Source organism: Sphingobium terrigena (genome assembly GCF_003591655.1).
Lineage (GTDB): Bacteria > Pseudomonadota > Alphaproteobacteria > Sphingomonadales > Sphingomonadaceae > Sphingobium > Sphingobium terrigena.
Genome location: NZ_QVRA01000006.1, coordinates 179,382 through 205,799 on the forward strand (window position 1 = coordinate 179,382; position 26,418 = coordinate 205,799).

Sequence of the window (26,418 nt, forward strand, 5' to 3'; positions counted from 1 at the left end):
CCAAACCGCGTCTCCCTGCCCCATGCGCGTCAGCCGATCAAGCCGGACAGGCTTTTCCACAGTCCGAAAGACGACAAATCGTTGAAAGTCACCAGCACCATCATGGTCAGCAGCACCGCCAGGCCCGATTTATAGGCCCATTCCTGCACCCGTTCGCTGACCGGCTTACGCTGAACCGCCTCTATCCCGTAAAAGAGCAGATGCCCGCCATCCAGCATCGGGATTGGCAACAAGTTGATGAACCCCAAGTTAATCGAGATAAGCGCGGCAAAGAAGATGAAGCCTTCAATCCCCAGAGACGCCATCTGGCCGGAGATCTGCGCAATCTTGAGCGGTCCACCCAATTCTTTGACCGAGCGCATTCCCAAGACGATCTGCTTGAGCGTCTCGACCATGTCCCGGATAATTCTGCCAATCTGCCTTACGGCAACGGCAGGCGCTCTCCAAAAATCGACTGAAACCACGATCGGATTGGCATTATATAACCCCAGCACACCAAGATGATGGGTGTTACCGAACCGATCTTTCAGAGGCATGACACCAAGCGTGATCTGGCGCTCAAACCGTGCGCCGTTGCGTTCTATAACAGCGCTAATCTGACGGTTAGGCCGGATGCTGGTAAAATCCTTGATCTGGTCAAACGTCGCGATCTCGCGCCCATCAAGGGAAATGATCCGATCCTTGGGCAGGATACCCGCAGCAGCAGCCGCGCTACCCGCCTCGACCTTACCGGCCACCGGCGGCGTACGGCTCTCGCCATATGCAATCGCAAAACCCGCCAATATCAGAATCGCGAACAGAAAATTGATCGCCGGTCCCGCCGCGACGATTGCCGCGCGCTGCCATAGCGGCTTGGACGGAAAGCTCTGCGCCCGTTCGGCGGCGGGCAGTTCCAGCCAGGCCGGATCGGTCATGCTCGCTGCATTCATGTCACCTTTGAAGCGGACATAGCCGCCCAAGGGGAGCGTCGCGACGCGCCAGCGTGTGCCGCGCTTGTCCACCCAGGCGAACAATTCCGGGCCAAAGCCGATCGAAAACGCCTCCGCCTTCACCCCGCACCAGCGGCCGACCAGATAATGGCCCAGCTCATGCACGAAAACGAGCGGCCCGATGACCGCCACAAATGCCAGAACAGTCAGCAGAAAACCGGGATTGTGGATCAAACCGTCAATCTTTCCATCACATCGCCCGCCATGGCACGCGCCCCGGCGTCGGCCGCCAGCACATCGTCAATCGTGGAGGGCATTGGCGCGCTATAGCGGGTCAACACTTCCTCCACAATCATGGCGATATCAAGGAAGCCGATCGCCCCGCTCAGAAACGCCGCGACCGCCACTTCATTGGCCGCATTCAGGATCGCCGGCACCGCCCCGCCCGCCGCCGCCGCCTCGCGCGTCAGGCGCAAAGCGGGGAAGCGATCCTCATCGGGTGCCTCGAAATCCAGTCGGCCAATCCGCGCCAGATCGAGCGGCAGGCAGGGCGTGGCGATCCGCTGCGGCCAGGCCAGCGCATGGGCGATCGGGATGCGCATGTCGGGCGACCCCAACTGTGCCAGCGTCGACCGGTCGCGATATTCGACCATCGAATGGATCACCGATTGCGGGTGAACGAGTATCTCGATCCGGTCGAGGCCGACCGGGAACAGATGCGCCGCCTCGATCAGTTCCAGCCCCTTGTTCATCATCGTCGCGCTATCGACGCTGATCTTGGCCCCCATCGACCAGTTGGGATGCGCCACCGCCTGCGCGGGCGTGATGTTGGCCATCTCCGCGCGGCTGCGCGTGCGAAACGGCCCGCCGCTGGCGGTCAGGGTAATTCTTGCGACATCTTCCAAACGACTGCCAGCAAGGCATTGGAAAATGGCATTATGCTCGCTGTCCACCGGCAATAATGTCGTGCCGGCAACCCCCGCCGCCGCCATCATCAGCCCGCCAGCCGACACCAGCGACTCCTTGTTGGCCAGCGCCACGGTGCCACCAGCCTTCAGCGCCGCCATCGTCGGCCGCAGACCGGCACAGCCGACAATCGCCGCCATGGTCCAGTCCGCGCCAGCCCCCGCGACATCGACCAACGCCTGCTCGCCCGCCGCCGCCTCGATCCCCGTTCCAGCCAGCGCCTCCTTCAGCGCGCCATAGAGCCGTTCCTGACCGATCACCGCCACCTTGGCCCCGGTCTCCCGCGCCAGTGCCGCCAGACTGTCCAGCTCACTGTTCGCCGTCAGCGCCACCACGTCATAGGCGTCACGATCCCGCCGGATCAGGTCCAGCGTCGACTGCCCGACCGACCCGGTCGCGCCAAAGATGGAAACCTTCCGCGTCATCGCAGCACCAGCATCAGATAGAGCAGGGCCGCCAACGGCGCGGCGGTCGCCACCCCGTCCAGCCGGTCCATCACCCCGCCATGGCCGGGCAGCAGCGATCCGCTATCCTTGACGCCCGCCCGCCGCTTCATCGCACTTTCCAGCAAGTCGCCCCCCTGCGCCGCCACCGCCAGCAGGCCACTGGCCGCCGCCAGCTCGATCGGCAGCCCGGCAAAACGGTGCAGCGCAAAGCCGACCAGCAACGCCGCCAGCACGCCCCCGCCCAGCCCCGACCAGGTCTTGGACGGGCTGATCCGTGGTGCCAGCTTCGGCCCGCCGATCGAGCGGCCCGCAAAATAGGCGCCGATGTCGGTCGCCCACACCAAAGCCAGCGCCCACAGCGCCAGCGTCAGCCCAAAGATATTCGGCGCCTGCCCGCGCAGGAACAGCAGCGCCATCACCGGCAGGCAGACATAGAGGACGCCCAGCGCCAGCCGGACCGATCGCGTTGCCACAATCACGAACAGGATTGCCGCAACCAGCAGCCCGATCGCAAACCAGGACAGGCCCGCCGCCAGCGGGCATAATATCGCCAGCGGCACCGACACTGCATACATCGACAATTTCTTGTGATCCGCCGATACGCCGCTCAAATCAGCCCATTCGGCCTGCATCAGCACGCCTGCCACCGACAGCAGCACCCAGAAGAGCAGCCCGCCCGACAGCAGTGCGCCCAGCGCCACCGCAATCAGCACGACGCCCACAATAGCGCGGGTGCGCAATTCACCTGCCATGCCGCTCACAGCCCGCCGAAACGGCGGTCCCTCAAACGGAAAGCATCCAACGCCTGGCCCAGCGCATGGGCGTCGAAATCAGGCCACAACATGTCGGTGAAATAGAGTTCGGCATAGGCCGCCTGCCACAGCATGAAATTGCTCAAGCGCTGCTCACCCGACGTGCGGATCAACAGGTCGAGCGGCGGCAGGTCAGCGGTGTCGAGCGCTGCATCAATATCCCCCACGCCAATCGCGTCAGCGGTCATCTCGCCCGCCACGACCCGCTGCGCCAGCGCCTGCGCCGCACGGACCATCTCATCCTGCGCGCCGTAGTTGAGCGCGATCGCGATGATCGGCCCGCTATTGCCCGCCGTCCGAGCCACCGCATCCTCGATCAACGCGACCAGCGAAGGCTCCAGCGCCTTGTAATTGCCGATGATCCGCAACCGCACGCCATTGGCATGGAATTCGTCCAGATCCGCCTGGATGAAGTGGCGCAGCAACCCCATCAGGTCCGCAACTTCGCTCGCCGGGCGTTTCCAGTTCTCGGACGAGAAAGCGTAAAGCGTCAAGCACTCCAGCCCCATCTCCCGCGCCGCGCGCGCCACGCGGCGCACCGCCTCCACCCCGGCACGATGCCCGGCGATCCGCGGCAGCAAGCGCTTCTTCGCCCAGCGGCCATTGCCGTCCATGATGATGGCAACGTGGCGCGCACCATGGGCGGGCGCAGGCTGAGGCAGGGCTTGCGTGGCCATCAGGATTTGGGTGTCGCGCGGATCATGGGCGGAACAGTCCCGGCTTACTGGCCGAGAATTTCCTTTTCCTTGGCCGCAAAGGTCGCATCCAGCTCCGCAATGACGCCATCGGTCAGCTTCTGGACCTCGGTTTCCTTGCGCTTGCGCTCATCCTCGCTGATTTCGCCCTTCTTCTCGTCGGCCTTCAGGCTGTCCATGCCATCGCGCCGCACGTTGCGCACGGCAATGCGCGCGGCTTCGGCATATTTGCTGGCGAGCTTGGCCAGTTCCTTGCGACGGTCCTCGGTCAGGTCGGGGATCGGCAGGCGCAGCGTCTGCCCGTCGACGATGGGGTTCAGGCCCAGACCCGCCGACCGGATCGCCTTGTCCACCGGACCCACATTGGTCTTGTCCCACACCTGCACCGACAACATGCGCGGCTCAGGAGCGGAGACGGTCGCCACCTGATTGAGCGGCATCGACGCGCCATAGACGGTCACCGTCACCGGATCGAGCAGCATCACATTGGCGCGCCCGGTGCGCAGACCCGAAAGGTCGCCCTTGAGCGATTCGACCGCGCCCGCCATGCGGCGTTCCAGGTCCGATTTGTCATATTGGGCCATGTGTCAGCTCTCCTGATTTTGGACGATCGTCGCCACGCCCTGCCCGGCCAGCACAGTCGCCAGATTACCGGTTTCGCGGATGTTGAACACGACGATGGGAATATGATTGTCACGGCACAGCGCAATCGCGCTGGCGTCCATGACCTTTAGGTTATCTGTCAGCACCCGGTCGAAGCTAATCTCGTCATAACGGGTCGCACTGGCCACCTTCTTGGGATCGGCATCATAGACGCCGTCCACGCTGGTGCCCTTGAAGATCGCGTCGCAATTCATCTCGGCCGCGCGCAGCGCAGCGGTCGTATCGGTCGTGAAGAAGGGATTGCCGGTGCCCGCCGCGAATATGACGATCCGGCCCTTCTCCATATGCCGCACCGCCTTGCGCCTTATATAGGGTTCGCACACCGACGCCATCGGGATCGCCGACTGGACGCGCGTGTCGCAGCCCATTTTCTCCAGCGCATTCTGCACCGCCAGCGCGTTCATGACCGTCGCCAGCATCCCCATATAGTCAGCGCTGGTGCGGTCAAAGCCCTGCGCCGCCCCGGCAAGACCACGGAAGATATTGCCGCCGCCAACCACGACGCACAGCTCGAACCCGGCATCCTTGGCCGCCGCAATCTCGCCCGCGACGCGATCGACGGTTTCCGGGTCGATGCCGAACTGGCCGGAACCCATCAGCACCTCGCCCGACAATTTCAGCAGGATACGCTTGAACGAAGGCCGGGTCATGCGGGGCAAAATTCCATCTGGTCTAGGCCCATGCGTTCTGGGCAAGGAAATGGCGCGCACCTTAGCAGTGCGCGCCATTCTGTGAAGCAGCTTTTCCTCCCCGGCAAGGGGAGAAAAATGATCAGATGCCAGCAGCCGCCGCGACTTCGGCGGCAAAGTCGCTGACTTCCTTCTCGATGCCTTCGCCCAACTGGAAGCGGACATAGCTGGTCAGGGTGATCGACGCGCCGGCTTCCTTGGCGGCCTTGGCCACCACGTCGGCGATCGGGGTCTTGTTGTCCATCACGAACAGCTGCGACAGAAGCGCATTTTCCTTGGCGTACTTGGCCACTGCGCCATCGACCATCTTGGCGATGATTTCAGCGGGCTTGCCCGATTCGGCGGCCTTTTCGGTCGCGATCGCGCGCTCACGCTCCAGCTGGACCGGATCAATGTCGGCAGCCGACAGCGCCAGCGGGAAGGCCGCAGCGATATGCATCGCAATCTGCTTGCCCAGCGGTTCCAGAACGTCGGCAGGCGCATCGCCTTCCAGCGCGACCAGCACGCCGATCTTGCCCAGGCCCGGTGCGGCAGCGTTGTGGACGTAGGGGACGACGATGCCCTGGTTCACCGACACATGGCCCACGCGGCGGACATTCTGGTTTTCGCCGATGGTCGCGATGTTGGCGACCAGCTTTTCGGACACGGTGCCGCCCGACGGATAGGCCGACGCCAGCAGCGCTTCAGCGTCCGCCACGCCGCTGTCCAGCGCGATGGTGGACACGGTGCGGACGAAATCCTGGAACTGGTCGTTCTTGGCGACGAAGTCGGTTTCGCTGTTCACTTCGACGGCAACGCCCTTGGTGCCCGAAACGGCCACGCCGACCAGACCCTCGGCCGCGGTGCGGCTCGACTTCTTCTGCGCAGCGGCCAGACCCTTGGCGCGCAGCCAGTCGGTTGCCGCTTCGATGTCGCCGTTGGTTTCGGTCAGCGCCTTCTTGCAATCCATCATGCCGGCGCCCGAACGGTCGCGCAGTTCCTTGACGGTGGCGGCAGTAATATCGGCCATGTTTCGGCTCCTAATATATCTGTGGTTCAAATAAGCGGGTCTTGAACAAGCACTAGGGCGCGTCTCCAAAGAGCGCGCCCTAGCCTGTCATTCTTGCAGTTGTGCGACGCCTTTTAGGCTTCGGCGACAACCTCTTCAGCCAGCGGCTCGTCCATCGCGCCCAGGTCGACGCCCGAAGCCTGCTGCGCACCACGGTTGCCCTTGGTGGCGGCGGCCGCAATGGCGTCGCAATAGAGGCGGATGGCGCGGCTGGCGTCATCGTTCGCGGGAACCGGGAAGGCGATGCCGTCGGGCGAGACGTTGGAATCGAGGATCGCAACGACCGGGATGCCGAGCGTGTTGGCTTCCTTGATCGCCAGCTCTTCCTTGTTGGCGTCGATCACGAACATGACATCGGGGATGCCGTTCATGTCGCGAATGCCGCCCAGCGACATTTCCAGCTTCTCGCGTTCGCGAGTCATCTGGAGGACTTCCTTCTTGGTAAAGCCATGGGTGTCACCCGACAGCTTTTCCTCAAGGGTCTTGAGACGCTTGATCGAACCCGAAATCGTTTTCCAGTTGGTGAGCATCCCGCCCAGCCAGCGATGGTTGACGAAATGCTGGCCGGACTTGCGCGCCGCGTCGGCGATCGGGTCCTGCGCCTGGCGCTTGGTGCCAACGAACAGCACCTTGCCGCCAGCGGCAACGGTCGACGACACGAAGTCGAGCGCGCGGCCAAACAGCGGCACGGTCTGCGACAGGTCAAGGATGTGGATGCCGTTGCGCTCGCCGAAAATATACGGCTTCATGCGCGGATTCCAGCGATGCGTCTGGTGGCCAAAATGCGCGCCAGCGTCGATCAATTGGTGCATGGTGACGACAGGTGCCGCCATAAGATAATCTCCTTCCGGTTGTGCCTCTGGGAATCAGGAACCGGGAAGAAGCCTGAAAGACCCCGCCGGCACCGGATATGTCGATTCCCATGTGGAATAGGGCGCGCCTTTAACGACCCGCGAAACATTGCGCAAGGGGTTGACTCGCGCTAAAGATAGGAACATATAGTGAACAGACGGAACAAACACGGTTAACCGCTGTTTACACCATCATAGTGGGACTAGCCGTGCAAATGGCAAGATAGAAAGTGATCTCCATGTTCACATTCGTTGCAGTGACCCTGTTTTCTCTGGCCTTCATGATGGCTATCGGCACGATCGCGTGGATGTTTCTCCACTATCATGACAAGATGGTCGCCGCTTTGCTGTTCCAGCCAATCCCGCAGGACGCGCCGGTCTACCATGTCCGCATCCGTCGCCCGCGCGTCGCGCCGGTTTCACGCCCTGTATCCATGTCGGCTCTGGCCGCCTGACAGGATCAGGGTGCCGGATCAGGCACAGTCTCGCGCTGACGCAGCACCTTGGCGTAGGACAGGATGCCGAACGGGATCAGCGCCACATAGATGCCGCAGATCAGCAGCAGCGTCAGCCAGGGATCGGTTACCAGCAACGCCGCCAGCAACCCGGCCAGAGCAATCGCCTCCAGCCTGATCCGCTTGCGCAGCCGCAGCGCCGACCAGGTATAGGTCGCGATGTTGGAGATCATCAGGAAGGCGACAAACGCAGCCCAGGGTGCCACGACATACCAGGCGCGGAAAATCTCCTCCCCCGTCACCAGCCACAGATAGAGCGGCACGAAGGCGAGGCCCGCACCAGCGGGCGCAGGCACGCCGGTCAGGAAGCCCGCCGACTTGTGCGGCTGCACATCGACATCGATATTGGCGTTGAACCGCGCCAGTCGCAGCGCGCAGGACAGGGCATGGGCCAGAGCGAAGATCCAGCCGAATTTGGGCATCGCATGAAGCGACCAGAGATACAGGATCAGCGCCGGGGCGACCCCGAACGCAATCGAATCGGACAGCGAATCCAGTTCCGCGCCAAACCGACTCTCGCCGCGCAGCAGCCGGGCGATTCGCCCGTCCAGGCCATCCAGCACACCGGCAAACAGGATGGACAGCACCGCCCGCTCCCATTCGCCCGATATGCCATAACGCACGCCGGTCAGGCCAAAGCACAGCGCCATCGCCGTCACCGCATTGGGCGCAACCATCCGCAGGGTGATCCCCCGGCGCAAACCCCGTGGCACGGCGCGGCGCTGCCTCACTGCTGGATACCCGCGATCACGCGACGATCGCCAATCTGGCCCAGGATCGTTTCACCCGCCACCGTCCGCTGGCCCAATATCACGCGCGGCGCAGTCCCGGCGGGCAGATAGACGTCCACCCGGCTGCCAAAGCGGATAAGGCCTATGCGCTGCCCCGCCGCGACCATATCGCCGGGCTTGACGAACGGCACGATCCGCCGCGCAACCAGACCCGCAATCTGGGTGAAGCCAACCCGCAGGCCATCATGCCGCTCGACCAATATATGCTGGCGCTCATTATCCTCGCTCGCCTTATCGAGGTCCGCGTTCAGGAATTTGCCCGAAATATAGACGACCGACTTGATCGTCCCGCCGATCGGGGTGCGATTGATATGGACGTCGAACACACTCATGAAGATCGACACACGGATCAGCGGCTGATCGCCCAGCCCCGCGGCACCCGCCATTTCGCGCGGCGGCGGCACCTTCTGGATCAACGTCACCAGCCCGTCGGCGGGCGCGATAATCGCGCCTTCATCCTGCGGCACGGCGCGCACCGGATCGCGGAAGAAGGCCAGCACCCACATCGTCACGATCAGCATCAGCCAGCCGATCACGTCCCAGCCCAGCAGGAAAAATATCCCGGTAATGGCCGCTGCAATCAGGCCGAATTTCACCCCTTCCGGGTGAACCGGGGGAAAGCGCCATTTGATATTACCGCCAGTGGCGATCGTGATGTCGTCATGTTCCATAGTCACCGTCTTTAGGGAGAGACCCTCGCCCTGACAACGACCGATGCCGCCCATGTGTCCCTCGCCCCGCTCGCATCGCCAAAATCCCGCCTGCACGGTTGAACATTGGCCGCGCTTTGCCTAGGGCGTTTCGCAAATCCACCCAAAATGAAGAAGGCGAACAGGCGCATGGCGAAGATCAAGGTGAAAAACCCCGTCGTGGAGATTGACGGCGACGAAATGACCCGGATCATCTGGCAGTGGATTCGTGAACGCCTGATCCTCCCCTATCTCGACATTGACCTCAAATATTATGACCTCAGCGTCGAAAAGCGCGACGAGACCAACGACCAGATCACCATCGATTCCGCCAACGCGATCAAGCAATATGGCGTCGGCGTGAAATGCGCCACCATCACCCCCGACGAACAGCGGGTCGAGGAATTCAACCTCAAGCAGATGTGGAAGTCGCCCAACGGCACCATCCGCAACATCCTGGGCGGCGTCGTGTTCCGCGAACCCATCGTCATCAAGAATGTCCCCCGTCTCGTCCCCGGCTGGACCGACCCGATCGTCATCGGCCGTCACGCCTTTGGCGACCAGTATAAGGCGACCGACTTTCTGGTCCCCAGCGCTGGCAAGCTGACCATGGTGTGGGACGGCGACAATGGCGAAAAGATCGAAAAGGAAGTGTTCAACTTCCCGGCCGCCGGCGTCGCCATGGGCATGTATAACCTTGACCAGTCGATCATCGACTTTGCCAGGGCGAGCATGAACTATGCGCTCGACCGCAAATGGCCGCTATACCTCTCGACCAAGAACACCATCCTCAAGGCTTATGACGGCCGCTTCAAGGATCTGTTCCAGCAGGTGTTCGACGAAGAATTTGCCGACAAGTTCAAGGCGGCAGGCATCGTCTACGAACATCGCCTGATCGACGACATGGTCGCCTCCGCGCTCAAGTGGAGCGGCAAGTTCGTCTGGGCCTGCAAAAATTATGACGGCGACGTCCAGTCCGACACGGTCGCGCAGGGCTTCGGTTCGCTCGGCCTCATGACCTCCGTGCTCCTCTCGCCCGATGGCAAGACGGTCGAGGCCGAAGCCGCCCACGGCACCGTCACCCGCCACTATCGCCAGCATCAGCAGGGCAAGGCAACCTCGACCAACCCGATCGCGTCGATCTTCGCCTGGACGCAAGGGTTGGCCTTCCGCGGCAAGTTCGACGGCACCCCCGACGTCACCAAATTCGCCGAAACGCTGGAGCGCGTCTGCATCAAGACCGTCGAGGATGGCGCCATGACGAAGGATCTGGCGCTGCTGATCGGCCCGGAACAGGCCTGGATGACCACGGAACAGTTTTTCGAAACGATCCGCGTCAATCTGGAAGCCGAAATGGCGAAATGGAACTGATAGCCGCCTGAGGCTTTCAATACGCAAACGGAACGAGGCGGCGCCGTATGACGGGGCCGCCTTTTTCATGACTGGCCAACCAACCGGAAGAACGCCTCTCTCCGTTCGTTTCGAGCGAAGTCGAGAAACCTCATGCGCAGCGTTTCTCGACTTCGCTCGAAACGAACGGAGGTTATGATCCATTCGGGACGGCCCTCACAGGAGACGCGCAGATGACAACGACAGCCCGCAAACGCCTGGAAGTTCGCACCGCCGTCCCGTCCGACGTGCGCGCCATCCTGCGGCTGATAGCCCGCGTCTATCCGGGCCTGCCCAATTACTCCCCCGCCACCGTCCGGGGCCAGATCAACAATTTCCCCGATGGCTGTTTCGTCGCGCTCTACGACAACAAGGTGGTGGGTTATTGCGCCACCATGCGTGTCAGCAAGTCGATGGCCTTCTCGCCCCATGACTGGGACGAAATCACCGCCAACGGCTTTGGCACCCGCCACAGCGCGGCCGGCGAATGGCTCTACGGCTATGAAATGGCGGTCGATCCCAAGCTGCGCGGACTGCGCATCGGCCAGCGCATCTATGACGCGCGCAAGGAACTGGTCGAGGAACTGGACCTGCACGGCATCGTCATCGCCGGACGGATGCCGGGCTATCTGCGCACCAAACGCAAGGTCGAAGGGCCAAAGGATTATCTGGACAAGGTCGTCACCGGCAAAATCCGCGATCAGGTCGTCAGCTTCCAGCTCAAAAACGGCTTCGAGCCGCTCGGCGTCCTGGAAAATTACCTGCCGGAGGACAAGCAGTCGGACGGCCACGCCGCCCATCTGGTCTGGCGCAACCCCTATGTCGACCCCGACGAAGCGCCCGAAATGCGGGTGCCGCGCGGCGTCGAAAGCGTCCGCCTCGCCACCTGCCAGCTCCAGGCGCGCGCGGTGCAGGATTTCGACGAATTCATCCGCAACATCGAATATTTCGTCGATGTCGCCGCCGATTACCGCTCCGACTTCATCGTCTTTCCCGAACTTTTCACCCTCCCCCTGCTATCGTTCGAGGCCAAGAAGCTGACGCCGATGGAGGCGATCGACAAGCTCACCAACTACACACCGCGCCTGACCAAGGAACTGGGGAGGATGGCGCTGGAATATAATATCAACATCATCGGCGGCTCCCACCCGACCCGCGCTGACGATGGCGACATCCAGAATATCGCCTATGTGGCGCTGCGCGACGGATCGCTCCACACCCAGGAAAAAATCCACCCGACCCCCAACGAAGCCTTTTGGTGGAATATCAAGGGCGGCGACGCGCTCGACGTGATCCAGACCGACTGCGGGCCGATCGGCGTATTGATCTGCTACGACAGCGAATTTCCCGAACTCGCCCGCCGCCTGGTCGATCAGGGCGCGCGCATCATCTTCGTCCCCTTCTGCACCGACTCCCGCTCCGGCTATATGCGCGTGCGCTACTGCGCACAGGCCCGCGCGATCGAAAATCAATGCTATGTCGTCATGTCAGGCAATGTCGGCAATCTGCCCAATGTCGACAATATGGACATCCAATATGCCCAGAGCGCCATCCTAACCCCCTGCGACCTCCCCTTCGCCCGCGACGGCATCGCGGCGGAATCGACCGAAAATGTCGAAACCCTGACCATGGCCGACGTCAACCTCGCCGACCTCAGCTGGGCACGCGCCGAAGGCACCGTCCGCAACCTGCGCGACCGCCGCTTCGATCTCTATCATATCGAATGGGACAACAACCCCGACCACGCTCACGCTCAAAGCGGCGGCCCGGTCCCGGCAGGCGGCCATAATTCGCCGGGGGGTGGGTGATTGCTGCGCGGACAGTTTTTCCGCTATTGCAGTGGGCAGGGACTGGGCCACTAAGGGGGAATGACGATCGTGGCCAATCGTAAGGACATGACAGCCGCCTACTATAAGGCACTAGACCTACCAAAATCCGCGGTCGCAACAGACGCTTATGTCACCGCCAAAATGGCAGCGCTCGACCGGGCGCACGAAATGCGAAAATTCGAGATTGAAAATTACTGGAAACGCGCAACCTACTTCTGGTCGTTCCAGGCAATAGCTTTCGCCCTGCTAGGCTTCATGTTCGGCGGCGAAAACGGCGCTCCATCGTTAATGGCCATTCAACTCCCTGCGGCGATAGGCGCAATTTCCGGCTTTGTTGGCTGGCTCTCAGCAAAGGGCTCCAAATATTGGCAGGAAAACTGGGAATCTCATGTTGATGCACTGGAAGGCGATGTTGAGGGAAAACTGACCCAGACAATTTGGAACGATGGAAAGGTGAACCACTCCGTCAGTCGCCTTAACCAACGCTTCATGGGCCTTGTCACTGGAGGCTGGATCGCGGCTATGACCGCACCGTTTATCGCTGGCCACATCCCCGACTGGATTGTTCAGGCGTCACCAGAGGGGTTCTTTTGCCTACTGATGGCCATTTTGATCTACATCTGGATCGGCACAAAGCAGACGATGACTGGTTATGTCCTGCATCAGGATTCGTGGATCGAAGTAAAACCAGGCTGGCGCTGGATTTGGAAAAGACAGGGCGACGGAAAAGAGGAACGCCAGCTATTGCTTCGCCACACCAAAGCCAAAGATGCGGTCATCCCTGACGAAGGATAGCAATATTGCTCCCGTCTGGTCGTTGTGAGCCATCATCGTAATTTGATGTTAACCGGCTTTACCGACACTCTCCGCCAGCACATTCGCCACATAGGCGTTCAGCGACACGCCCTCCCGCGCAGCCACGAATTTCAGCTTTTCATGCAGGGACCGTGGCACGCGCTGCCGCCATTGGCCCAGCGCGCCGGGACCGGGAACATCACGCCCCAATGCCTTGGCTGCATCGTGCCATTCGGCAATAGCCGCCGCCGCGTCAGCCAGCGCCGCCTCCGGCGTATCACCATCACCCATGCAACCGGGCAGCGCAGGAACAGTCGCCAGCCAGCCGCCGCCGTCCGCGTCCGACAACGGCTCGACCATGATCGCATAATCGGCCTGCCGCGCCTTTGTTTTAGCCATGCTTGCTGTCCTTCACAAATGCCATCAGCTTACGCACATAGACCGGCTTGATCGGGCGCTTGGCCGGAATGGTCAGGATCGTATCACTGCCCGGCACCGCCACTTTCCAGTGCGACCCGCCCCCTGTCGGCGGCAGGCAAGCCCAACCCAGTTGCGCGCACAGCGTCTGGATATCCGATATCGTCCAATCCCCGGCGGGATTGCGCAGCATCCGGTCCAGCAGCTTGTCCGCCTTGGTCATGACGGCATGATACCGTATATGGTGTCAAATAACAACTATTCTGCGATCACTCCACCGTAACACTCTTCGCCAGATTCCTCGGCTGGTCCACATCGGTCCCCTTGGCCACCGCGACATGATAGGCCAGCAACTGCACCGGCACCGCATAGACAAGCGGCGCGATCAGCGGATGCACCTTGGGCATCTCGATCGTCGCCATGCAGCCCTCGCCCGCCAGCGCGATGCCTTCCGCGTCGGAAATCAGCACCACCTTGCCGCCACGCGCCTGCACTTCCTGCATGTTGCTTACGGTTTTCTCGAACAGCGGACCTGACGGCGCGATCACGATCACCGGCACCGCCTCGTCGATCAGCGCGATCGGCCCGTGCTTCATCTCGCCCGCGGCATAGCCCTCGGCATGGATATAGCTGATTTCCTTCAGTTTCAGCGCCCCTTCCAGCGCCATCGGATAATCCGGCCCGCGCCCCAGATACAGCACGTCGCGCGCCGGCGCGATCAGATGCGCCATCGCCTCGATCTCACCGTCATGGCCCAGCGCCTCGTTCATCGCGGCAGGGGCTTCGGACAGGTGCCAGACGATCTCGGCCTCTTCCGCCGGGGTGAGCAACCCCTTGGCCCGCGCCAGATTGGCGGCCAGCGCGGCCAGCACGGCGAGTTGGCAGGTAAAGGCCTTAGTCGATGCAACGCCGATTTCCGGCCCGGCATGGGTCGGCAGCAACAGGTCGGCCTCCCGTGCCATCGAGCTGGTCGGCACATTGACCACCACCGCGATGATCTGGTCCGCCGCCCTGGCATGGCGCAGCGCCGCCAGCGTATCCGCCGTCTCGCCCGACTGGCTGATGAAGAGCGCCAGCCCGCCCTTTTCCAGCACCGGGTCGCGATAACGGAACTCGCTCGCAACATCGATGTCGACCGGCACGCGCGCGAATTTCTCGAACCAATATTTGGCGACCATCCCGGCATAGAAGCTGGTGCCGCAGGCGACGATCGTGATGCGCCTCACCGCCCCCAGATCGAAATCCATGTCCGGCATGGCGACCTCATTCTCCATCCGGCGCAGATAGGCGCGCAGCGTCTGGGCGACGACGACCGGCTGCTCGTAAATTTCCTTCTGCATGAAGTGGCGATGATTGCCCTTGTCGATCATCGCCCCCGACACGCCGGACAGGGTCACCGGCCGCTCGACCGGCGCGTTATCCTTGTCAAAAATCTCGGCACCATCCTTGGTGATGACCACCCAGTCGCCCTCTTCCAGATAGGCGATCTTCTGCGTCAGCGGTGCCAGCGCCAAAGCATCCGACCCCAAATAGGTCTCGCCATCGCCATAGCCCACCACCAGCGGCGACCCCAGCCGCGCGCCGATCAGCATGTCGGGATGGCTGCGGAACAGGATTGCCAGCGCAAACGCCCCGTGCAGGCGCGGCAGCACCTGGCGCACCGCCTCCTTGGGCGACGCCCCCCGTTCCACCAGCTCGCTTACCAGATGCGCGACCACCTCGGTATCGGTCTGGCTGTCGAAGATGCGCCCCCGCGCCATCAGTTCGGCGCGCAGCGGCTTGAAATTTTCGATAATGCCATTGTGGACCAGCGCCACTTCGCGCGTCGCATGGGGATGCGCATTGCTTGTCGTCGGCGCGCCGTGGGTGGCCCATCTTGTATGGGCGATGCCAGTGGTGCCGGGCAGCGGCTCGTCGCGCAATTCGGTCACCAGATTGGCGAGTTTCCCCTCCGCCCGCCGCCGCTCGATCGCCCCGTCATGGACGGTCGCGACCCCCGCGCTGTCATAGCCGCGATATTCCAGCCGCTTGAGCCCATCGACCAGCCGCTCCGCCACGTCGCTATTGCTGATGATGCCAATGATGCCGCACATGTGCCGGGGGAGCCTTTCAGATGTGATAGGGAACGCGGATGCCCGGCATCTCTGCCGGAAAATCCTTAGTATTGCGTGTCACGAGAATGCGGCCGCGCAATTGTGCAGTGGCCAATATGATCGCGTCGGGTGACTTCAGCCGCGCGCGTTCACGGCGAAGTGCGGCCGCCCGGTGCGATATCTCGTCATCGATTTCGTCCAGGCCGAACTGCCCCAGAAACATCAGCACCTCGCGCACGGCCGATTCATTACCTTTGGACAATATCTCGATCCACGCCATGCGGCTGATCCACATGCGCGCGCCGCTGCCCGCTATGCGGGAAATTTCGCGATGGGCCGGTTCATGATTCAAAAGGGCGTCGATGACGATATTGGCGTCCAGACTATAACCGCTCATGGGCGATTCTTTTGGAGCGTCTCGGCTGCCTTTTTCGTCAGCGCCACATAATGCGCCCGCTCCTTGTCATCCTCTTCCGTGAAATATTCCGGGGATGCGGCGCGGACTTCGTCATAGTCATCGTCCCACGGACGGGTCCATTCCGCCCGCCGCGCACGATCATATTCGTGGGGATCGACCGACACGCCATGCCGCGCCCACGCGCCAAAGCCCTGTTCCAGTGAATCTTTCGACGTTTGCGGACGATAGGCCGACACAGCCTCCCGCAACACAGCCGCCCGCGACTTGCCCTGTTCGCGGGCCAGCTGGTCCAGCCATTTGACGTCATCGTCGGGTATGTCAGCCAGAAAGCGCATGATGATATTTTGATATCATATCATGATATCAAGTCAAGATGCCGCAGAGTCGCTCACATATGTACGGCTCACTGTCGGCTTTATCGTGATCAGCCAGATATCCGGCGGCGCCAGCATCCGGATCGGCAATCCGCTGGTGCCGACCCCGGCCGCCACGATCATCGCCTTGGCCCCGTCGCGATACAGGCCGCAGGCATAGCGCGTGCCATATTTCGACGGCACATAGACGATCCCGGCAAAGGGCAGCGCCACCTGCCCGCAATGGGTGTGGCCCACCAGCGTCAGCGACGGCACGTCGGGCAAAGCCGGAAACACATCCGGCCCATGCGACAGGATCAGCGGCGCGCCGCCCAGCCGCGCCATCGCCGCCAGCGTATCGGGCAGGTCGGGTCTGCGCGTATAAATATCCTGCAACCCGCCAATCGCCAGCGGCCCGCGCCGCACCACGCCATCCTGCAACAGGGTGATGCCCAGCCGCGCAAAAGCGGCTGCCCAGTCCGGGCCACTCAGCGCAACCCGGTTCTTCTTGCTCCGGCTGTCATGATTGCCCAGCACCGCCACCACGCCCAGCGGCGCGCGCAACTTGCCAAACGGCGCAATACTCGCCCGCGCATCATAGGTCGCCCCGCCCTTGGCATCGCCGATATAGTCCCCGCCCAGCAGGATCAGGTCAGGCCGCAGCGCATTGATCTGCGCCACGATCCGCGCCATCCGCGCCGGGCTATTATCCGGCCCGGACAAATGGGTATCAGTCAGTAGCGCAACGGTGACCGGATCACGCGGCGCATCCACCGGGAAAGGCAGCGCAATCTCCGCCCGCCGCACCACCGGCATGGCGCTGGCGTTCATCACTAACCAAAGCGCAAAGCCCGCCACCAGCAAGATCAGCGCCAGCGCCACCCGACCGATGCGGCGCCTCATCCCGCCGCGCGCTCCCGCGCAGGCGGGAGCCCAGTCCCACGCTCCGGCCTAGACTCCCGCCTGCGCGGGAGCACGCGGCCTTTTCTCACTTCGCAGCCTTCCGCGCCATCATCCGCGCCCGAAACCGCGCCGCCCAGCCCGGCTTGCTCTCTTGCGCAGGCCGCACCAGGCACAGCGCATCGGCCTCGACCGCCTTCGTCACCACGCTCCCCGCCGCGACGATCGCGCCCGCGCCGATCGACACCGGCGCAACCAGCGCGCTGTTCGACCCGACAAAGGCCCCCGCGCCAATGTCAGTCCTATATTTGAAGAAGCCGTCATAATTGCAGGTGATCGTCCCCGCGCCGATATTGGCCCCCGCCCCCACACTGGCGTCGCCGATATAGGACAGGTGATTGACCTTGGCCCCTTCGCCCAGCACCGCCTTCTTGATCTCGACGAAATTGCCGACCTTGGCCTTCACCCCGATCTGCGCGCCGGGCCGCAGCCGCGCATAGGGACCGATCGCCGCGCCGCTTTCCACGCTGGCCCCTTCCAGATGGGAAAAGGCGTGAATGATCACATCGTCCGCCACGCTGACGCCCGGCCCGAACACGACGTTCGGCTCCACCACCACGTCGCGACCCAGCACCGTGTCATGCGCAAAGAGCACCGTCTCCGGCGCGACCAAAGTCACCCCCTCGCGCATCGCCTCTACCCGGCGGCGGGCCTGCCACATCGCCTCCACGCCCGCCAGTTCGACCCGGCTGTTGACTCCCGCCACTTCCCAGGCTTCGGTCTCGATGACGGCGCTCGGCGCACCGGGCAGCATGATGATGTCGGGCAGATAATATTCGCCAGCGGCATTGTCGTTGCCAATCTGGTCGAGCAGCACGAACAGATCGGTCGATCGCACCGCCATCAGCCCGCTATTGCAAAGCGTCACCGCTCGCTCAGCCTCGCTGGCATCCTTATATTCGACCATCTTCTCGATGATCCCCTGCCCGTCAGCGATGATCCGGCCATAGGCGGCGGCGTCATCAGGGCGGAAGCCCAGCACCACCGCGCGCGGATCATCCCCCCGGTTCAGCCGGTCGAGCATCGCCCGCATCGTCGCCCCGCTCACCAGCGGCACGTCGCCATAGAGGATCAACACATCACCCGCAAAACCCGCCAGCGCGTCATGCGCCTGCGCAACCGCATGGCCGGTGCCAAGCTGCCTGTCCTGCACCGCAATCACTGCGCCGGTCCCCGCCACCGCTGCCTCGACCTGTTCCCGGCCCGCGCCGACCACGACCACCTGCCGCTCCGGCTCCAGCCCGGAAACGCTTGCCAGCAGGTGCAGCAGCATCGGCCGCCCCGCGACCGGATGCAGCACCTTGTGCAGCGACGATTTCATGCGCGTACCCTGCCCGGCGGCAAGGATGATGACGGCAAGAGGACGGCTGGCGGTCACGATAAGGATGTCCCTCATAAATGGGTCTATGGCCCATGGCTCTGCCATGTTTGGCTTGCCTTTGCCACCGCGGTCGCGGCATGGCGCGGCCATGGCAAAAATTCCTTTCGATATCGTTGGCTTCGACCTCGACGGCACACTGATCGACACCAGCGGAGACCTTGCCGCCGCGGTCAATCACGCCATCGCCACGATCGACCGTCCGCCCTTTCCGGTCGAAGCCATCAGGCCTTTCGTCGGCAAGGGTGCCAAGGTCATGCTCGAACGCGCGCTCGATGCGTCGGGTGGCTATGACGATGCGACACTGGCGCAATTGCTCCCAGTCCTGCTCGACTATTATCAGGCCAACCTCAGCGCCCATTCCGTCCCCTATCCCGGCCTGGTCGCGGCGATGGACGCGCTGGCAGCGGCTGGTGTCAAACTCGCCATCTGCACCAACAAGGCGGAACGCTTCACCCTCCCGCTGATGGATCAACTTGGCCTGACGTCCCGTTTCGCCAGCATCGTCGGCGGCGACACGGTCGGCATCGCCAAGCCCGATCCAGCCCCGATCCACGCCATGATCGCGCGCGCAGGCGGTGGCCGGACGATCTTCATCGGCGATACCATCAACGACATAGCGGGCGCGCGCAATGCCGGCATCCCCAGCATCGCCGTCAGCTTCGGCTTTCTCGACGGCCCGGTCGAAAATCTCGCCGCAGATGCCGTCATCGACCATTTCGATGCACTGCTGCCCTTGCTCGAAAGCTGGCCGCAATGACACTGCGGCTGGAGCTGGACGGCGCAATCGCCCGCCTGCTGATCGACCGCCCGACCCGCCGGAACGCGATGACGCAGGCGATGTGGGAAAGCCTGCCCCTGCTGGTGGGCCAGGCAATGGCGGACGATCAGGTCCGCGTTCTGATCCTCGCCTCCGCCACACCCGGCCTCTTCTGCGCGGGAGCCGACATCGGCGAATTTGCCGATCACAGCGGCGAGGAAAGCTGGCGCATAGCCAATCAGGCCGCGATCCGCGCCAGCCAATATTCCCTCGCTCATGCGCCCAAGCCGGTCATCGCCGCGATCGACGGCGATTGCGTCGGCGGCGGCTGCGGCCTCGCCATCGCCTGCGACCTGCGCATTGCGTCGCCCACCGCGCGGCTGGGGATCACGCCTGCAAAGCTCGGCATCGTCTATTCGCTGTTCGACACCAAATTGCTGGTCGATCTGGTCGGTCCGGCTCGCGCTAAACGCATCCTCTTCACCGGCGCGTTACACAATGCGGACGATGCCCTCGCCATCGGCCTGATCGACGAAATCGCCGCCGATCCCCTCGTCGCCGCGACCGCCCTGGCCCACACCATCGCCACCAACGCGCAGCATAGCGTCCGCGCATCCAAAGCGATCATCCGCCGCATACTGGACGGTCAGGCCGATGATGACGACACGACTCTCGCCATGTTCCGCGACGCCTTCACCCTGCCCGATTTTGCCGAGGGCGTAGCCGCATTTCAGGCGAAGCGGCGGCCTGACTTTTAAGCCTGTCATGCTCGCCAAAAAAGGCGATTATATACTTTGCAAACAAATTTGTGACAGACGAGAATACCCAATTCGATAGATTCAAAGAAACAGCCCGCGAACACGGCGGGGACGAGGACGAGGCCCGTTGAGATGACAGGCACAAGAAGGTGGCAAAGGGGAAGCCCGAGCCGGAGCAGCTAAATCAACGTGGACTCCAATCTGCCGCAATGATACCCTTTCTTTGCCTCTGATAGAAAGGAGGTGGTTGAGATGAAGTTTAATCTCCTCTTGCCTGGCCCTTTGCTTAATAGCCAAGCCTTTCCCTTTTGGGATTGAAGTCCGGGAGAACAAAATCCAGTTCGCGATATCGTAGGGCCGAGGCAGTTCATTGAAGCGCGCGGGGTTGGATTTTGAGGTCATCACCGTCGACAAGTCCGGGTAACCGGATCAGGCTATAGCCTATCTTAATGGTTAGGCCGGTGTCTCCCGGAGAGAACTCCGGGAGACACGTTCCACAGATAGCCGAGCTTTTTTCGGATTGGTTGTCAGACATATAATCCCAAAGAAAAGGCCTCCGCAATGCGAAGGCCTTTTTTTGTTGTCGCTCGCTGACTGACCCAATCACATATGGATCGGCTTGCCAGTCACCGCCATCGCCGCTTCCTTGATCGCCTCGCTATGCGTCGGGTGCGCGTGGCAGGTATAGGCGATGTCCTCGCTCGACGCGCCAAATTCCATGGCCTGCACCACCTGCGCGATCATCGTGCCTGCCGGGACCGCGATGATCCAAACGCCCAGCACCTTGTCGGTTTCGGCGTCGGCGATGACTTTCACAAAGCCGTCCGGCTCATGATTGGTCTTGGCGCGGCTGTTGGCCATCATCGGGAATTTGCCGACCTTGATCGGCCCCTTCTCCTTGGCCTGTTCCTCGGTCAGCCCCACGCCCGCAATTTCGGGCTTGGTATAGACGACGCCGGGGATCAGGTCATGGTTCACGATACCGGTCAGGCCCGCGATATTTTCCGCAACGGCAATGCCTTCATCCTCGGCCTTGTGCGCCAGCATCGGGCCGGGGATCACATCGCCGATCGCCCAGACGCCCGGCACCTTGGTGCCGAACTCATGATCCGTTTCGATCTGGCCGCGCTTGTTCAGCTCCAGCCCGATCTTGTCGAGGCCGAGGCCATCGGTATTGGCACGACGGCCGATCGACACCAGCACAACATCCGCCTCGATGGTTTCGGGGGCACCACCAGCGGCAGGCTCGACCGTCAGGGTCACGCCCTTCTTGCCCGCCTTCGCGCCGGTCACCTTGGTGCTGAGCTTATATTCAAAGCCCTGCTTCTTGAAGATCTTGTTGGCTTCCTTGCGGATTTCGCCATCCATGCCAGGCAGGATCTGGTCGAGATATTCCACGACCGTCACCTTGGACCCCAGCCGACGCCATACGCTGCCCAGTTCCAGGCCGATGACGCCGCCGCCGACGACCACCAGATGCCCCGGCACCTTGTCCAGCTCCAGCGCACCGGTCGAATCGACGATCTGGCCGCCCGCATTATCAACCTCGACACCGGGCAGCGGCATGACCGACGATCCGGTGGCGATGACGATATTCTTGGCCGTCACCGTCTCGCCACCAACCACGACCGTGTTAGCGCCGGTGAAGCTGGCCAGGCCCTTGAGCCAGGTCACTTTGTTTTTCTTGAACAGGAACTCGATGCCGCCGGTCAGCCCCTTGACCGCGTCAACCCGCTGCCCCTGCATGGTGGGCAGGTCCAGGCTCATCTTGTCGATCTTGACGCCGAGCTTCGCCAGCGTGCCATTGGCCGCTTCGTCATACAGTTCGGACGCATGGAGCAGCGCCTTGGACGGGATGCAACCGACGTTCAGGCATGTGCCGCCCAGCGTCTCGCGGCTTTCTGCACACGCCACTTTCAGGCCCAGCTGCGCCGCCCGGATCGCGGCGACATAGCCGCCGGGGCCAGCGCCGATCACCAGAACGTCATAATCGAAATCGGACATGGGACTTCCCTTCACCCGTCATGCCAGCGAAGGCTGGCATCTCTCTTTTTCGTTGCAAGAACAAGCGAGACCCCGGCTTTCGCCGGGGTGACGATAAATATTATTTGTTACAGGTCGATCAGCAGACGGGTCGGATCCTCGATCGCATTCTTCACCGCGACCAGGAAGGTCACCGCCTCACGACCATCGATTAGGCGATGGTCGTAGGACAGCGCCAGATACATCATCGGACGCACCACGACCTGCCCGTCACGCACGACCGGACGGTCCTCGATGCGGTGGAGGCCCAGCACCGCCGACTGGGGCGGGTTGATGATCGGGGTGGACATCAGGCTGCCGAACACGCCGCCGTTGGAGATGGTGAAGGTGCCGCCCTTCATATCTTCCATCGTCAACTTGCCTTCCTTGGCCTTGCGGCCAAAGTCGCCAATCGTCTTTTCGATCGTCGCAACGCTCATGCTTTCGGCATTGCGGATGACCGGGACGACCAGACCGGTCGGGGCCGACACCGCGACCGAAATGTCGCAAAAGTCGTTATAGACGATCTCGTCGCCCTCGATCTGGCCGTTGACGCCGGGAATGTCCTTCAGCGCCATGCAGACAGCCTTGGTGAAGAAGCCCATGAAGCCCAGACGGACGCCATGCTTCTTCTCGAACAGGTCCTTATATTTGGCCCGCGCCTCGATGACCGCGGTCATGTCGACATCGTTGAAGGTGGTCAGCAGCGCGGCGTTGTTCTGCGCTTCCTTCAGCCGCTTTGCGACAGTCTGGCGCAGGCGGGTCATCTTGACCCGCTCTTGCGCGCGACTCGGACCGGAAGCCGGGGCAGCAGCGGCAGGAGCCGCCGCCACAGCCGTTGCAGCCGCAGCCTTGGCCGTGCCAGCCGCGACAGCCGCCGTCACGTCATCCTTGGTCAGGCGACCGTCCTTGCCGGTGCCCTTGATCTTGCTGGGGTCCAGCCCATGTTCCAGCACCAGGCGGCGCACGGCGGGCGACAGGGTCAGGTTACCACCATCATCTTCGTCCGACGCCACAGGCGCAGCCGCCGAAGCGGCGGGAGCCGGCGCAGCAGCCTCCGCCTTCGCAGCGGGCGCAGCGGCAGGCGCGGCAGCAGCCGCAGCGCCCTCGTTGATCAGCGCCAACAATGCGCCGACATTCACCGTCTCGCCTTCCTTGGCGATGATGTCGCCCAGCGTGCCTGCGACCGGCGCTGGCACGTCAACCGCGACCTTGTCGGTTTCCAGGCTGACGATGGGCTCGTCGAGCGCGACAGCTTCACCGGGCTTTTTGAGCCACTGGCCCACAGTTGCTTCGGTAACGGATTCGCCCAGGGTAGGGACTTTGACTTCAGTGGCCATGAGCTTGTTCAGCCTTTCTTCTGGCGACGGATTTCTTCACGAACGCTGTGACCCAGCGCATCGGCGACGAGGGCGCCCTGTTCGGCGACATGGCGTTTGGCGAGCCCCGTAGCGGGCGACGCCGATGCCTTGCGACCGGCATAGCGGGCGCGCATCGGCGCCTTGCCGGCACTCGCCAGCGCTTCCTCGATATAGGGTTCGACATGGAACCACGCGCCATTATTGCGTGGCTCCTCCTGGCACCAGATCACTTCGGTCAGGTTGGTCATCCGCTTCAGACGGACGGCCAATGCGTCGGTCGGGAAGGGATAGAGCTGCTCGATACGGACGATCTGGGTGTTCTTGTCCCCCGCTGCATCGCGCGCCTCGATCAGGTCATAGGCGACCTTGCCCGAACATAGGACCAGCCGCTTGGTTTCCGCGTCCGGCGCCGGATTGCTATCCGACAGGATGCGCATGAAATGCGTGTCGCCCTGGAAATCCTTGGCACTGCTCACCGCCAGCTTGTGCCGCAGCAGCGACTTGGGCGTCATGATGATCAACGGCTTGCGGAACGGCCGCAGCATCTGGCGGCGCAGGACGTGGAAATAATTGGCCGGCGTGGTGATGTTGGCGATCTGGATATTGCCTTCCGCGCAGAGTTGCAGGAAGCGTTCCAGACGCGCCGAGCTATGTTCCGGCCCCTGCCCTTCATAGCCATGCGGCAACAGGCAGACTAGGCCGTTGGAGCGCAGCCACTTGGTTTCCGACGACGCGATATACTGGTCGAAGATGATCTGCGCGCCATTGGCGAAATCGCCAAACTGCGCCTCCCACAGTACCAGGCTCTTGGGGTCGGCCAGCGCATAGCCATATTCAAAGCCGAGCACGCCATATTCGGACAAGGGGCTGTCCAGCACCTCGAACCGGCCATGCGGCACGGTCGACAGCGGAACATATTTCTTTTCCGTATTCTGGTCGACCCAGACCGAATGCCGCTGGCTGAACGTGCCGCGCCCCGAATCCTGGCCCGACAGTCGCACGCCATAGCCTTCCGACAGGAGCGAACCGAAGGCCAGCGCCTCGCCGGTCGCCCAATCGAAATTAGCGCCAGACTTGAACATCTCGGCCTTCGCATCCAGCACGCGCTGGAGCGTCTTGTGGACGACATGGCCCTTCGGCACGGTGGTCAGCGTCTTGCCTAGGCTGTCGAACAGCTTGGGCGCAATCGCCGACTCTACGCTCTGGCGCGTCGTTTCGGCGTCAGCAGGCTTGTGCAGCCCCGACCAGCGACCCGCAAACCAGTCGGCCTTGTTGGCCTTGTAGCTTTTGGACGCCTCAAACTCTTCTTCCAGATGGTTGACGAAGTCGCCCGTCGCCTTGGTCACATAATCGTCGTCGATCACGCCCTGCGCCTTCAGGCGCGTGGCATAGACGTCGCTGACCGGGGGATGCTGGCGAATTTTCGCATACATCAGCGGCTGGGTGAACGAAGGCTCGTCCCCCTCATTGTGACCGAAGCGGCGATAGCACCACATGTCGATCACGATGTCGCGATGGAAGGTCTGGCGATATTCCACCGCCAGCTTGCAGGCGAAGGTCACCGCTTCGGGATCGTCGCCATTCACATGCAGGATCGGCGCCTGCACGCCCTTCGCCACGTCCGACGGATAGGGCGAGCCGCGCGAAAATTGCGGGCTGGTGGTGAAACCGACCTGGTTGTTGACGATGAAATGGATGCAGCCGCCGGTATTGTAACCCGCGACGCCGGAAAAGCCGAGGCATTCCCAAACGATACCCTGGCCCGCAAAGGCCGCGTCGCCATGGATGAGCACCGGCAAAACCTGCTCATGCTTGGCCAGGTCGTCGCGGAACGTCTGCTGCGCACGCACCTTGCCCAGCACCACCGGATCGACGGTTTCAAGGTGCGATGGGTTGGGGACCAGCGACATATGGACCTTGATCCCGTCAAATTCGCGGTCGGTCGAAGTGCCGAGGTGATATTTGACGTCGCCGGACCCGCCGACATCTTCCGGGTTGGCGGTGCCACCAGAAAATTCGTGGAAAATGACGCGGAAGCCCTTGGCCATCACATTGGCCAGCACGTTCAGGCGGCCACGATGGGCCATGCCATAGACGATTTCGCGGATGCCCGACTGGCCGCCATATTTGATGACCGCTTCGAGCGCCGGGATCATGGACTCGCCACCATCCAGACCAAAACGCTTGGTGCCGACATATTTGCGGCCCAGGAATTTCTCATATTGCTCGCCCTGGATGACCTTGGCCAGGATCGCCTTCTTGCCTTCGGGCGTGAAGATGATTTCCTTGTCCTTGCCCTCCAGCCGGTCCTGCAGAAAGCGGCGCTCCTCCACATCGGCGATGTGCATATATTCCAGGCCAACATTGCCGCAATAATTGGCGCGCAGGATGGCGACGATCTCGCTGACGCTGGCGAACTGGAGCCCCAGCGTCCCGCCCAGGAAGATCTTTTTATTGAGGTCGGTCAGGCCATGATATTCGGGCGTCAGATCGGCCGGCAGATCGCGCTGGGTCAGGCCAAGCGGATCGAGATTGGCTGCCAGATGCCCGCGCACGCGATAGGTACGGATCAGCATCTGCGCGCGGATGGCGTCCTCGGCCGCCTGCGCGATATCGGCGTCCGACACCGTCTTACCTGCCGACTTGGCGGCGGCCTTCACGGCGACCTGCATCTGCGTTGGGTCCAGCGCCCCGGTCAGGTCATCGGTATCTGACAAAGGCCAGTTCGGGCGTGCCCAGCTTGGGCCTTGCTCGACTTCAAAATCCTGGTTTTCGTAACCCATCATCTTAT

The 26,418-nt window shown here is 62.4% G+C and carries 26 protein-coding genes; 6 read left to right on the forward strand and 20 right to left on the reverse strand.

What is annotated here, in order from left to right; genetic code table 11:
• Window positions 1-29: 29 nt before the first annotated feature.
• The 8 genes from rseP to rpsB all read right to left on the reverse strand — a co-directional run bounded on the left by rseP (window position 30) and on the right by rpsB (window position 7,081).
• Complete coding sequence (gene rseP, locus D0Z70_RS09100) at window positions 30-1,163, reverse strand: RIP metalloprotease RseP (protein ID WP_119745551.1); 1,134 nt, start codon at window positions 1,161-1,163, stop codon at window positions 30-32.
• Entirely contained in the window at window positions 1,160-2,320 is a 1,161-nt protein-coding gene (locus D0Z70_RS09105; RefSeq protein WP_119745553.1) for a 1-deoxy-D-xylulose-5-phosphate reductoisomerase, read from the reverse strand. The genes rseP and D0Z70_RS09105 overlap by 4 nt, the downstream gene beginning before the upstream one ends.
• Window positions 2,317-3,093, reverse strand: a complete 777-nt coding sequence (locus tag D0Z70_RS09110; protein WP_119745555.1) for a phosphatidate cytidylyltransferase — start codon at window positions 3,091-3,093, stop codon at window positions 2,317-2,319. The genes D0Z70_RS09105 and D0Z70_RS09110 overlap by 4 nt, the downstream gene beginning before the upstream one ends.
• Before the next feature lie 5 nt (window positions 3,094-3,098).
• The gene (locus tag D0Z70_RS09115) at window positions 3,099-3,830 is read right to left on the reverse strand and encodes an isoprenyl transferase (protein ID WP_119745557.1); all 732 of its coding nucleotides are present in this window, start codon (window positions 3,828-3,830) and stop codon (window positions 3,099-3,101) included.
• Between the two features lie 44 nt (window positions 3,831-3,874).
• The gene (gene frr, locus D0Z70_RS09120) at window positions 3,875-4,432 is read right to left on the reverse strand and encodes a ribosome recycling factor (protein WP_119745559.1); all 558 of its coding nucleotides are present in this window, start codon (window positions 4,430-4,432) and stop codon (window positions 3,875-3,877) included.
• 3 nt (window positions 4,433-4,435) lie between these two features.
• Entirely contained in the window at window positions 4,436-5,161 is a 726-nt protein-coding gene (pyrH, locus tag D0Z70_RS09125) for a UMP kinase (RefSeq protein WP_119745561.1), read from the reverse strand.
• 121 nt (window positions 5,162-5,282) lie between these two features.
• Window positions 5,283-6,209, reverse strand: coding sequence for a translation elongation factor Ts (gene tsf / locus D0Z70_RS09130; RefSeq protein WP_119745563.1), 927 nt, complete (start codon window positions 6,207-6,209; stop codon window positions 5,283-5,285).
• A gap of 113 nt (window positions 6,210-6,322) precedes the next feature.
• The gene (rpsB, locus tag D0Z70_RS09135; protein WP_006954689.1) at window positions 6,323-7,081 is read right to left on the reverse strand and encodes a 30S ribosomal protein S2; all 759 of its coding nucleotides are present in this window, start codon (window positions 7,079-7,081) and stop codon (window positions 6,323-6,325) included.
• 257 nt (window positions 7,082-7,338) lie between these two features.
• On the opposite strand from rpsB, the gene D0Z70_RS09140 reads away from it, so the two are divergent.
• On the forward strand, window positions 7,339-7,554 hold the full coding sequence (locus D0Z70_RS09140) for a hypothetical protein (RefSeq protein WP_119745565.1): 216 nt from the start codon (window positions 7,339-7,341) through the stop codon (window positions 7,552-7,554).
• Window positions 7,555-7,559: 5 nt separating this feature from the next.
• Here D0Z70_RS09140 and D0Z70_RS09145 read toward each other — a convergent pair whose 3' ends face one another.
• The gene (locus D0Z70_RS09145) at window positions 7,560-8,291 is read right to left on the reverse strand and encodes a CDP-alcohol phosphatidyltransferase family protein (RefSeq protein WP_119745567.1); all 732 of its coding nucleotides are present in this window, start codon (window positions 8,289-8,291) and stop codon (window positions 7,560-7,562) included.
• A 50-nt stretch (window positions 8,292-8,341) separates the two neighbouring features.
• Window positions 8,342-9,076 (reverse strand): phosphatidylserine decarboxylase, encoded by a 735-nt coding sequence (locus D0Z70_RS09150; protein ID WP_119745569.1) that lies wholly within the window; start codon window positions 9,074-9,076, stop codon window positions 8,342-8,344.
• Between the two features lie 168 nt (window positions 9,077-9,244).
• On the opposite strand from D0Z70_RS09150, the gene D0Z70_RS09155 reads away from it, so the two are divergent.
• The 3 genes from D0Z70_RS09155 (at window position 9,245) to D0Z70_RS09165 (ending at window position 13,107) form a co-directional block, all read left to right on the forward strand.
• A complete protein-coding gene (locus D0Z70_RS09155) occupies window positions 9,245-10,465 on the forward strand; it encodes an NADP-dependent isocitrate dehydrogenase (RefSeq protein ID WP_119745719.1) in 1,221 nt (406 codons plus the stop codon).
• A gap of 212 nt (window positions 10,466-10,677) precedes the next feature.
• Window positions 10,678-12,291, forward strand: coding sequence for a carbon-nitrogen hydrolase family protein (locus tag D0Z70_RS09160; RefSeq protein ID WP_119745571.1), 1,614 nt, complete (start codon window positions 10,678-10,680; stop codon window positions 12,289-12,291).
• Window positions 12,292-12,351: 60 nt separating this feature from the next.
• Window positions 12,352-13,107 carry a RipA family octameric membrane protein gene (locus D0Z70_RS09165; RefSeq protein ID WP_119745573.1) on the forward strand — a complete coding sequence of 252 codons (756 nt, stop codon included), beginning with the start codon at window positions 12,352-12,354 and terminating at the stop codon, window positions 13,105-13,107.
• Window positions 13,108-13,155: 48 nt separating this feature from the next.
• On the opposite strand, the gene D0Z70_RS09170 is transcribed toward D0Z70_RS09165, so the two are convergent.
• The 7 genes from D0Z70_RS09170 to glmU all read right to left on the reverse strand — a co-directional run bounded on the left by D0Z70_RS09170 (window position 13,156) and on the right by glmU (window position 18,669).
• Window positions 13,156-13,506 carry a type II toxin-antitoxin system HicB family antitoxin gene (locus D0Z70_RS09170; protein ID WP_119745575.1) on the reverse strand — a complete coding sequence of 117 codons (351 nt, stop codon included), beginning with the start codon at window positions 13,504-13,506 and terminating at the stop codon, window positions 13,156-13,158.
• The gene (locus D0Z70_RS09175; RefSeq protein WP_119745578.1) at window positions 13,499-13,747 is read right to left on the reverse strand and encodes a type II toxin-antitoxin system HicA family toxin; all 249 of its coding nucleotides are present in this window, start codon (window positions 13,745-13,747) and stop codon (window positions 13,499-13,501) included. The genes D0Z70_RS09170 and D0Z70_RS09175 overlap by 8 nt, the downstream gene beginning before the upstream one ends.
• Window positions 13,748-13,793: 46 nt before the next feature.
• The gene (gene glmS / locus D0Z70_RS09180; protein WP_119745580.1) at window positions 13,794-15,617 is read right to left on the reverse strand and encodes a glutamine--fructose-6-phosphate transaminase (isomerizing); all 1,824 of its coding nucleotides are present in this window, start codon (window positions 15,615-15,617) and stop codon (window positions 13,794-13,796) included.
• Between the two features lie 16 nt (window positions 15,618-15,633).
• Entirely contained in the window at window positions 15,634-16,014 is a 381-nt protein-coding gene (locus D0Z70_RS09185; protein ID WP_119745582.1) for a PIN domain-containing protein, read from the reverse strand.
• Complete coding sequence (locus tag D0Z70_RS09190) at window positions 16,011-16,370, reverse strand: ribbon-helix-helix domain-containing protein (RefSeq protein WP_182913903.1); 360 nt, start codon at window positions 16,368-16,370, stop codon at window positions 16,011-16,013. The genes D0Z70_RS09185 and D0Z70_RS09190 overlap by 4 nt, the downstream gene beginning before the upstream one ends.
• A 33-nt stretch (window positions 16,371-16,403) precedes the next feature.
• On the reverse strand, window positions 16,404-17,291 hold the full coding sequence (locus D0Z70_RS09195) for a metallophosphoesterase (protein WP_119745586.1): 888 nt from the start codon (window positions 17,289-17,291) through the stop codon (window positions 16,404-16,406).
• 85 nt (window positions 17,292-17,376) lie between these two features.
• A complete protein-coding gene (gene glmU / locus D0Z70_RS09200) occupies window positions 17,377-18,669 on the reverse strand; it encodes a bifunctional UDP-N-acetylglucosamine diphosphorylase/glucosamine-1-phosphate N-acetyltransferase GlmU (protein ID WP_239018868.1) in 1,293 nt (430 codons plus the stop codon).
• 148 nt (window positions 18,670-18,817) lie between these two features.
• On the opposite strand from glmU, the gene gph reads away from it, so the two are divergent.
• Entirely contained in the window at window positions 18,818-19,486 is a 669-nt protein-coding gene (gph, locus tag D0Z70_RS09205; RefSeq protein ID WP_182913905.1) for a phosphoglycolate phosphatase, read from the forward strand.
• Window positions 19,483-20,244 (forward strand): enoyl-CoA hydratase/isomerase family protein, encoded by a 762-nt coding sequence (locus tag D0Z70_RS09210; RefSeq protein ID WP_119745590.1) that lies wholly within the window; start codon window positions 19,483-19,485, stop codon window positions 20,242-20,244. Before gph ends, D0Z70_RS09210 begins: the two co-directional genes overlap by 4 nt.
• Before the next feature lie 603 nt (window positions 20,245-20,847).
• On the opposite strand, the gene lpdA is transcribed toward D0Z70_RS09210, so the two are convergent.
• The 3 genes from lpdA to D0Z70_RS09225 form a co-directional block, all read right to left on the reverse strand.
• Window positions 20,848-22,248 (reverse strand): dihydrolipoyl dehydrogenase, encoded by a 1,401-nt coding sequence (gene lpdA / locus D0Z70_RS09215; RefSeq protein WP_119745592.1) that lies wholly within the window; start codon window positions 22,246-22,248, stop codon window positions 20,848-20,850.
• 107 nt (window positions 22,249-22,355) lie between these two features.
• The gene (gene odhB / locus D0Z70_RS09220; protein WP_119745594.1) at window positions 22,356-23,606 is read right to left on the reverse strand and encodes a 2-oxoglutarate dehydrogenase complex dihydrolipoyllysine-residue succinyltransferase; all 1,251 of its coding nucleotides are present in this window, start codon (window positions 23,604-23,606) and stop codon (window positions 22,356-22,358) included.
• 8 nt (window positions 23,607-23,614) lie between these two features.
• Entirely contained in the window at window positions 23,615-26,410 is a 2,796-nt protein-coding gene (locus D0Z70_RS09225; RefSeq protein WP_119745723.1) for a 2-oxoglutarate dehydrogenase E1 component, read from the reverse strand.
• Window positions 26,411-26,418 lie beyond the last annotated feature (8 nt).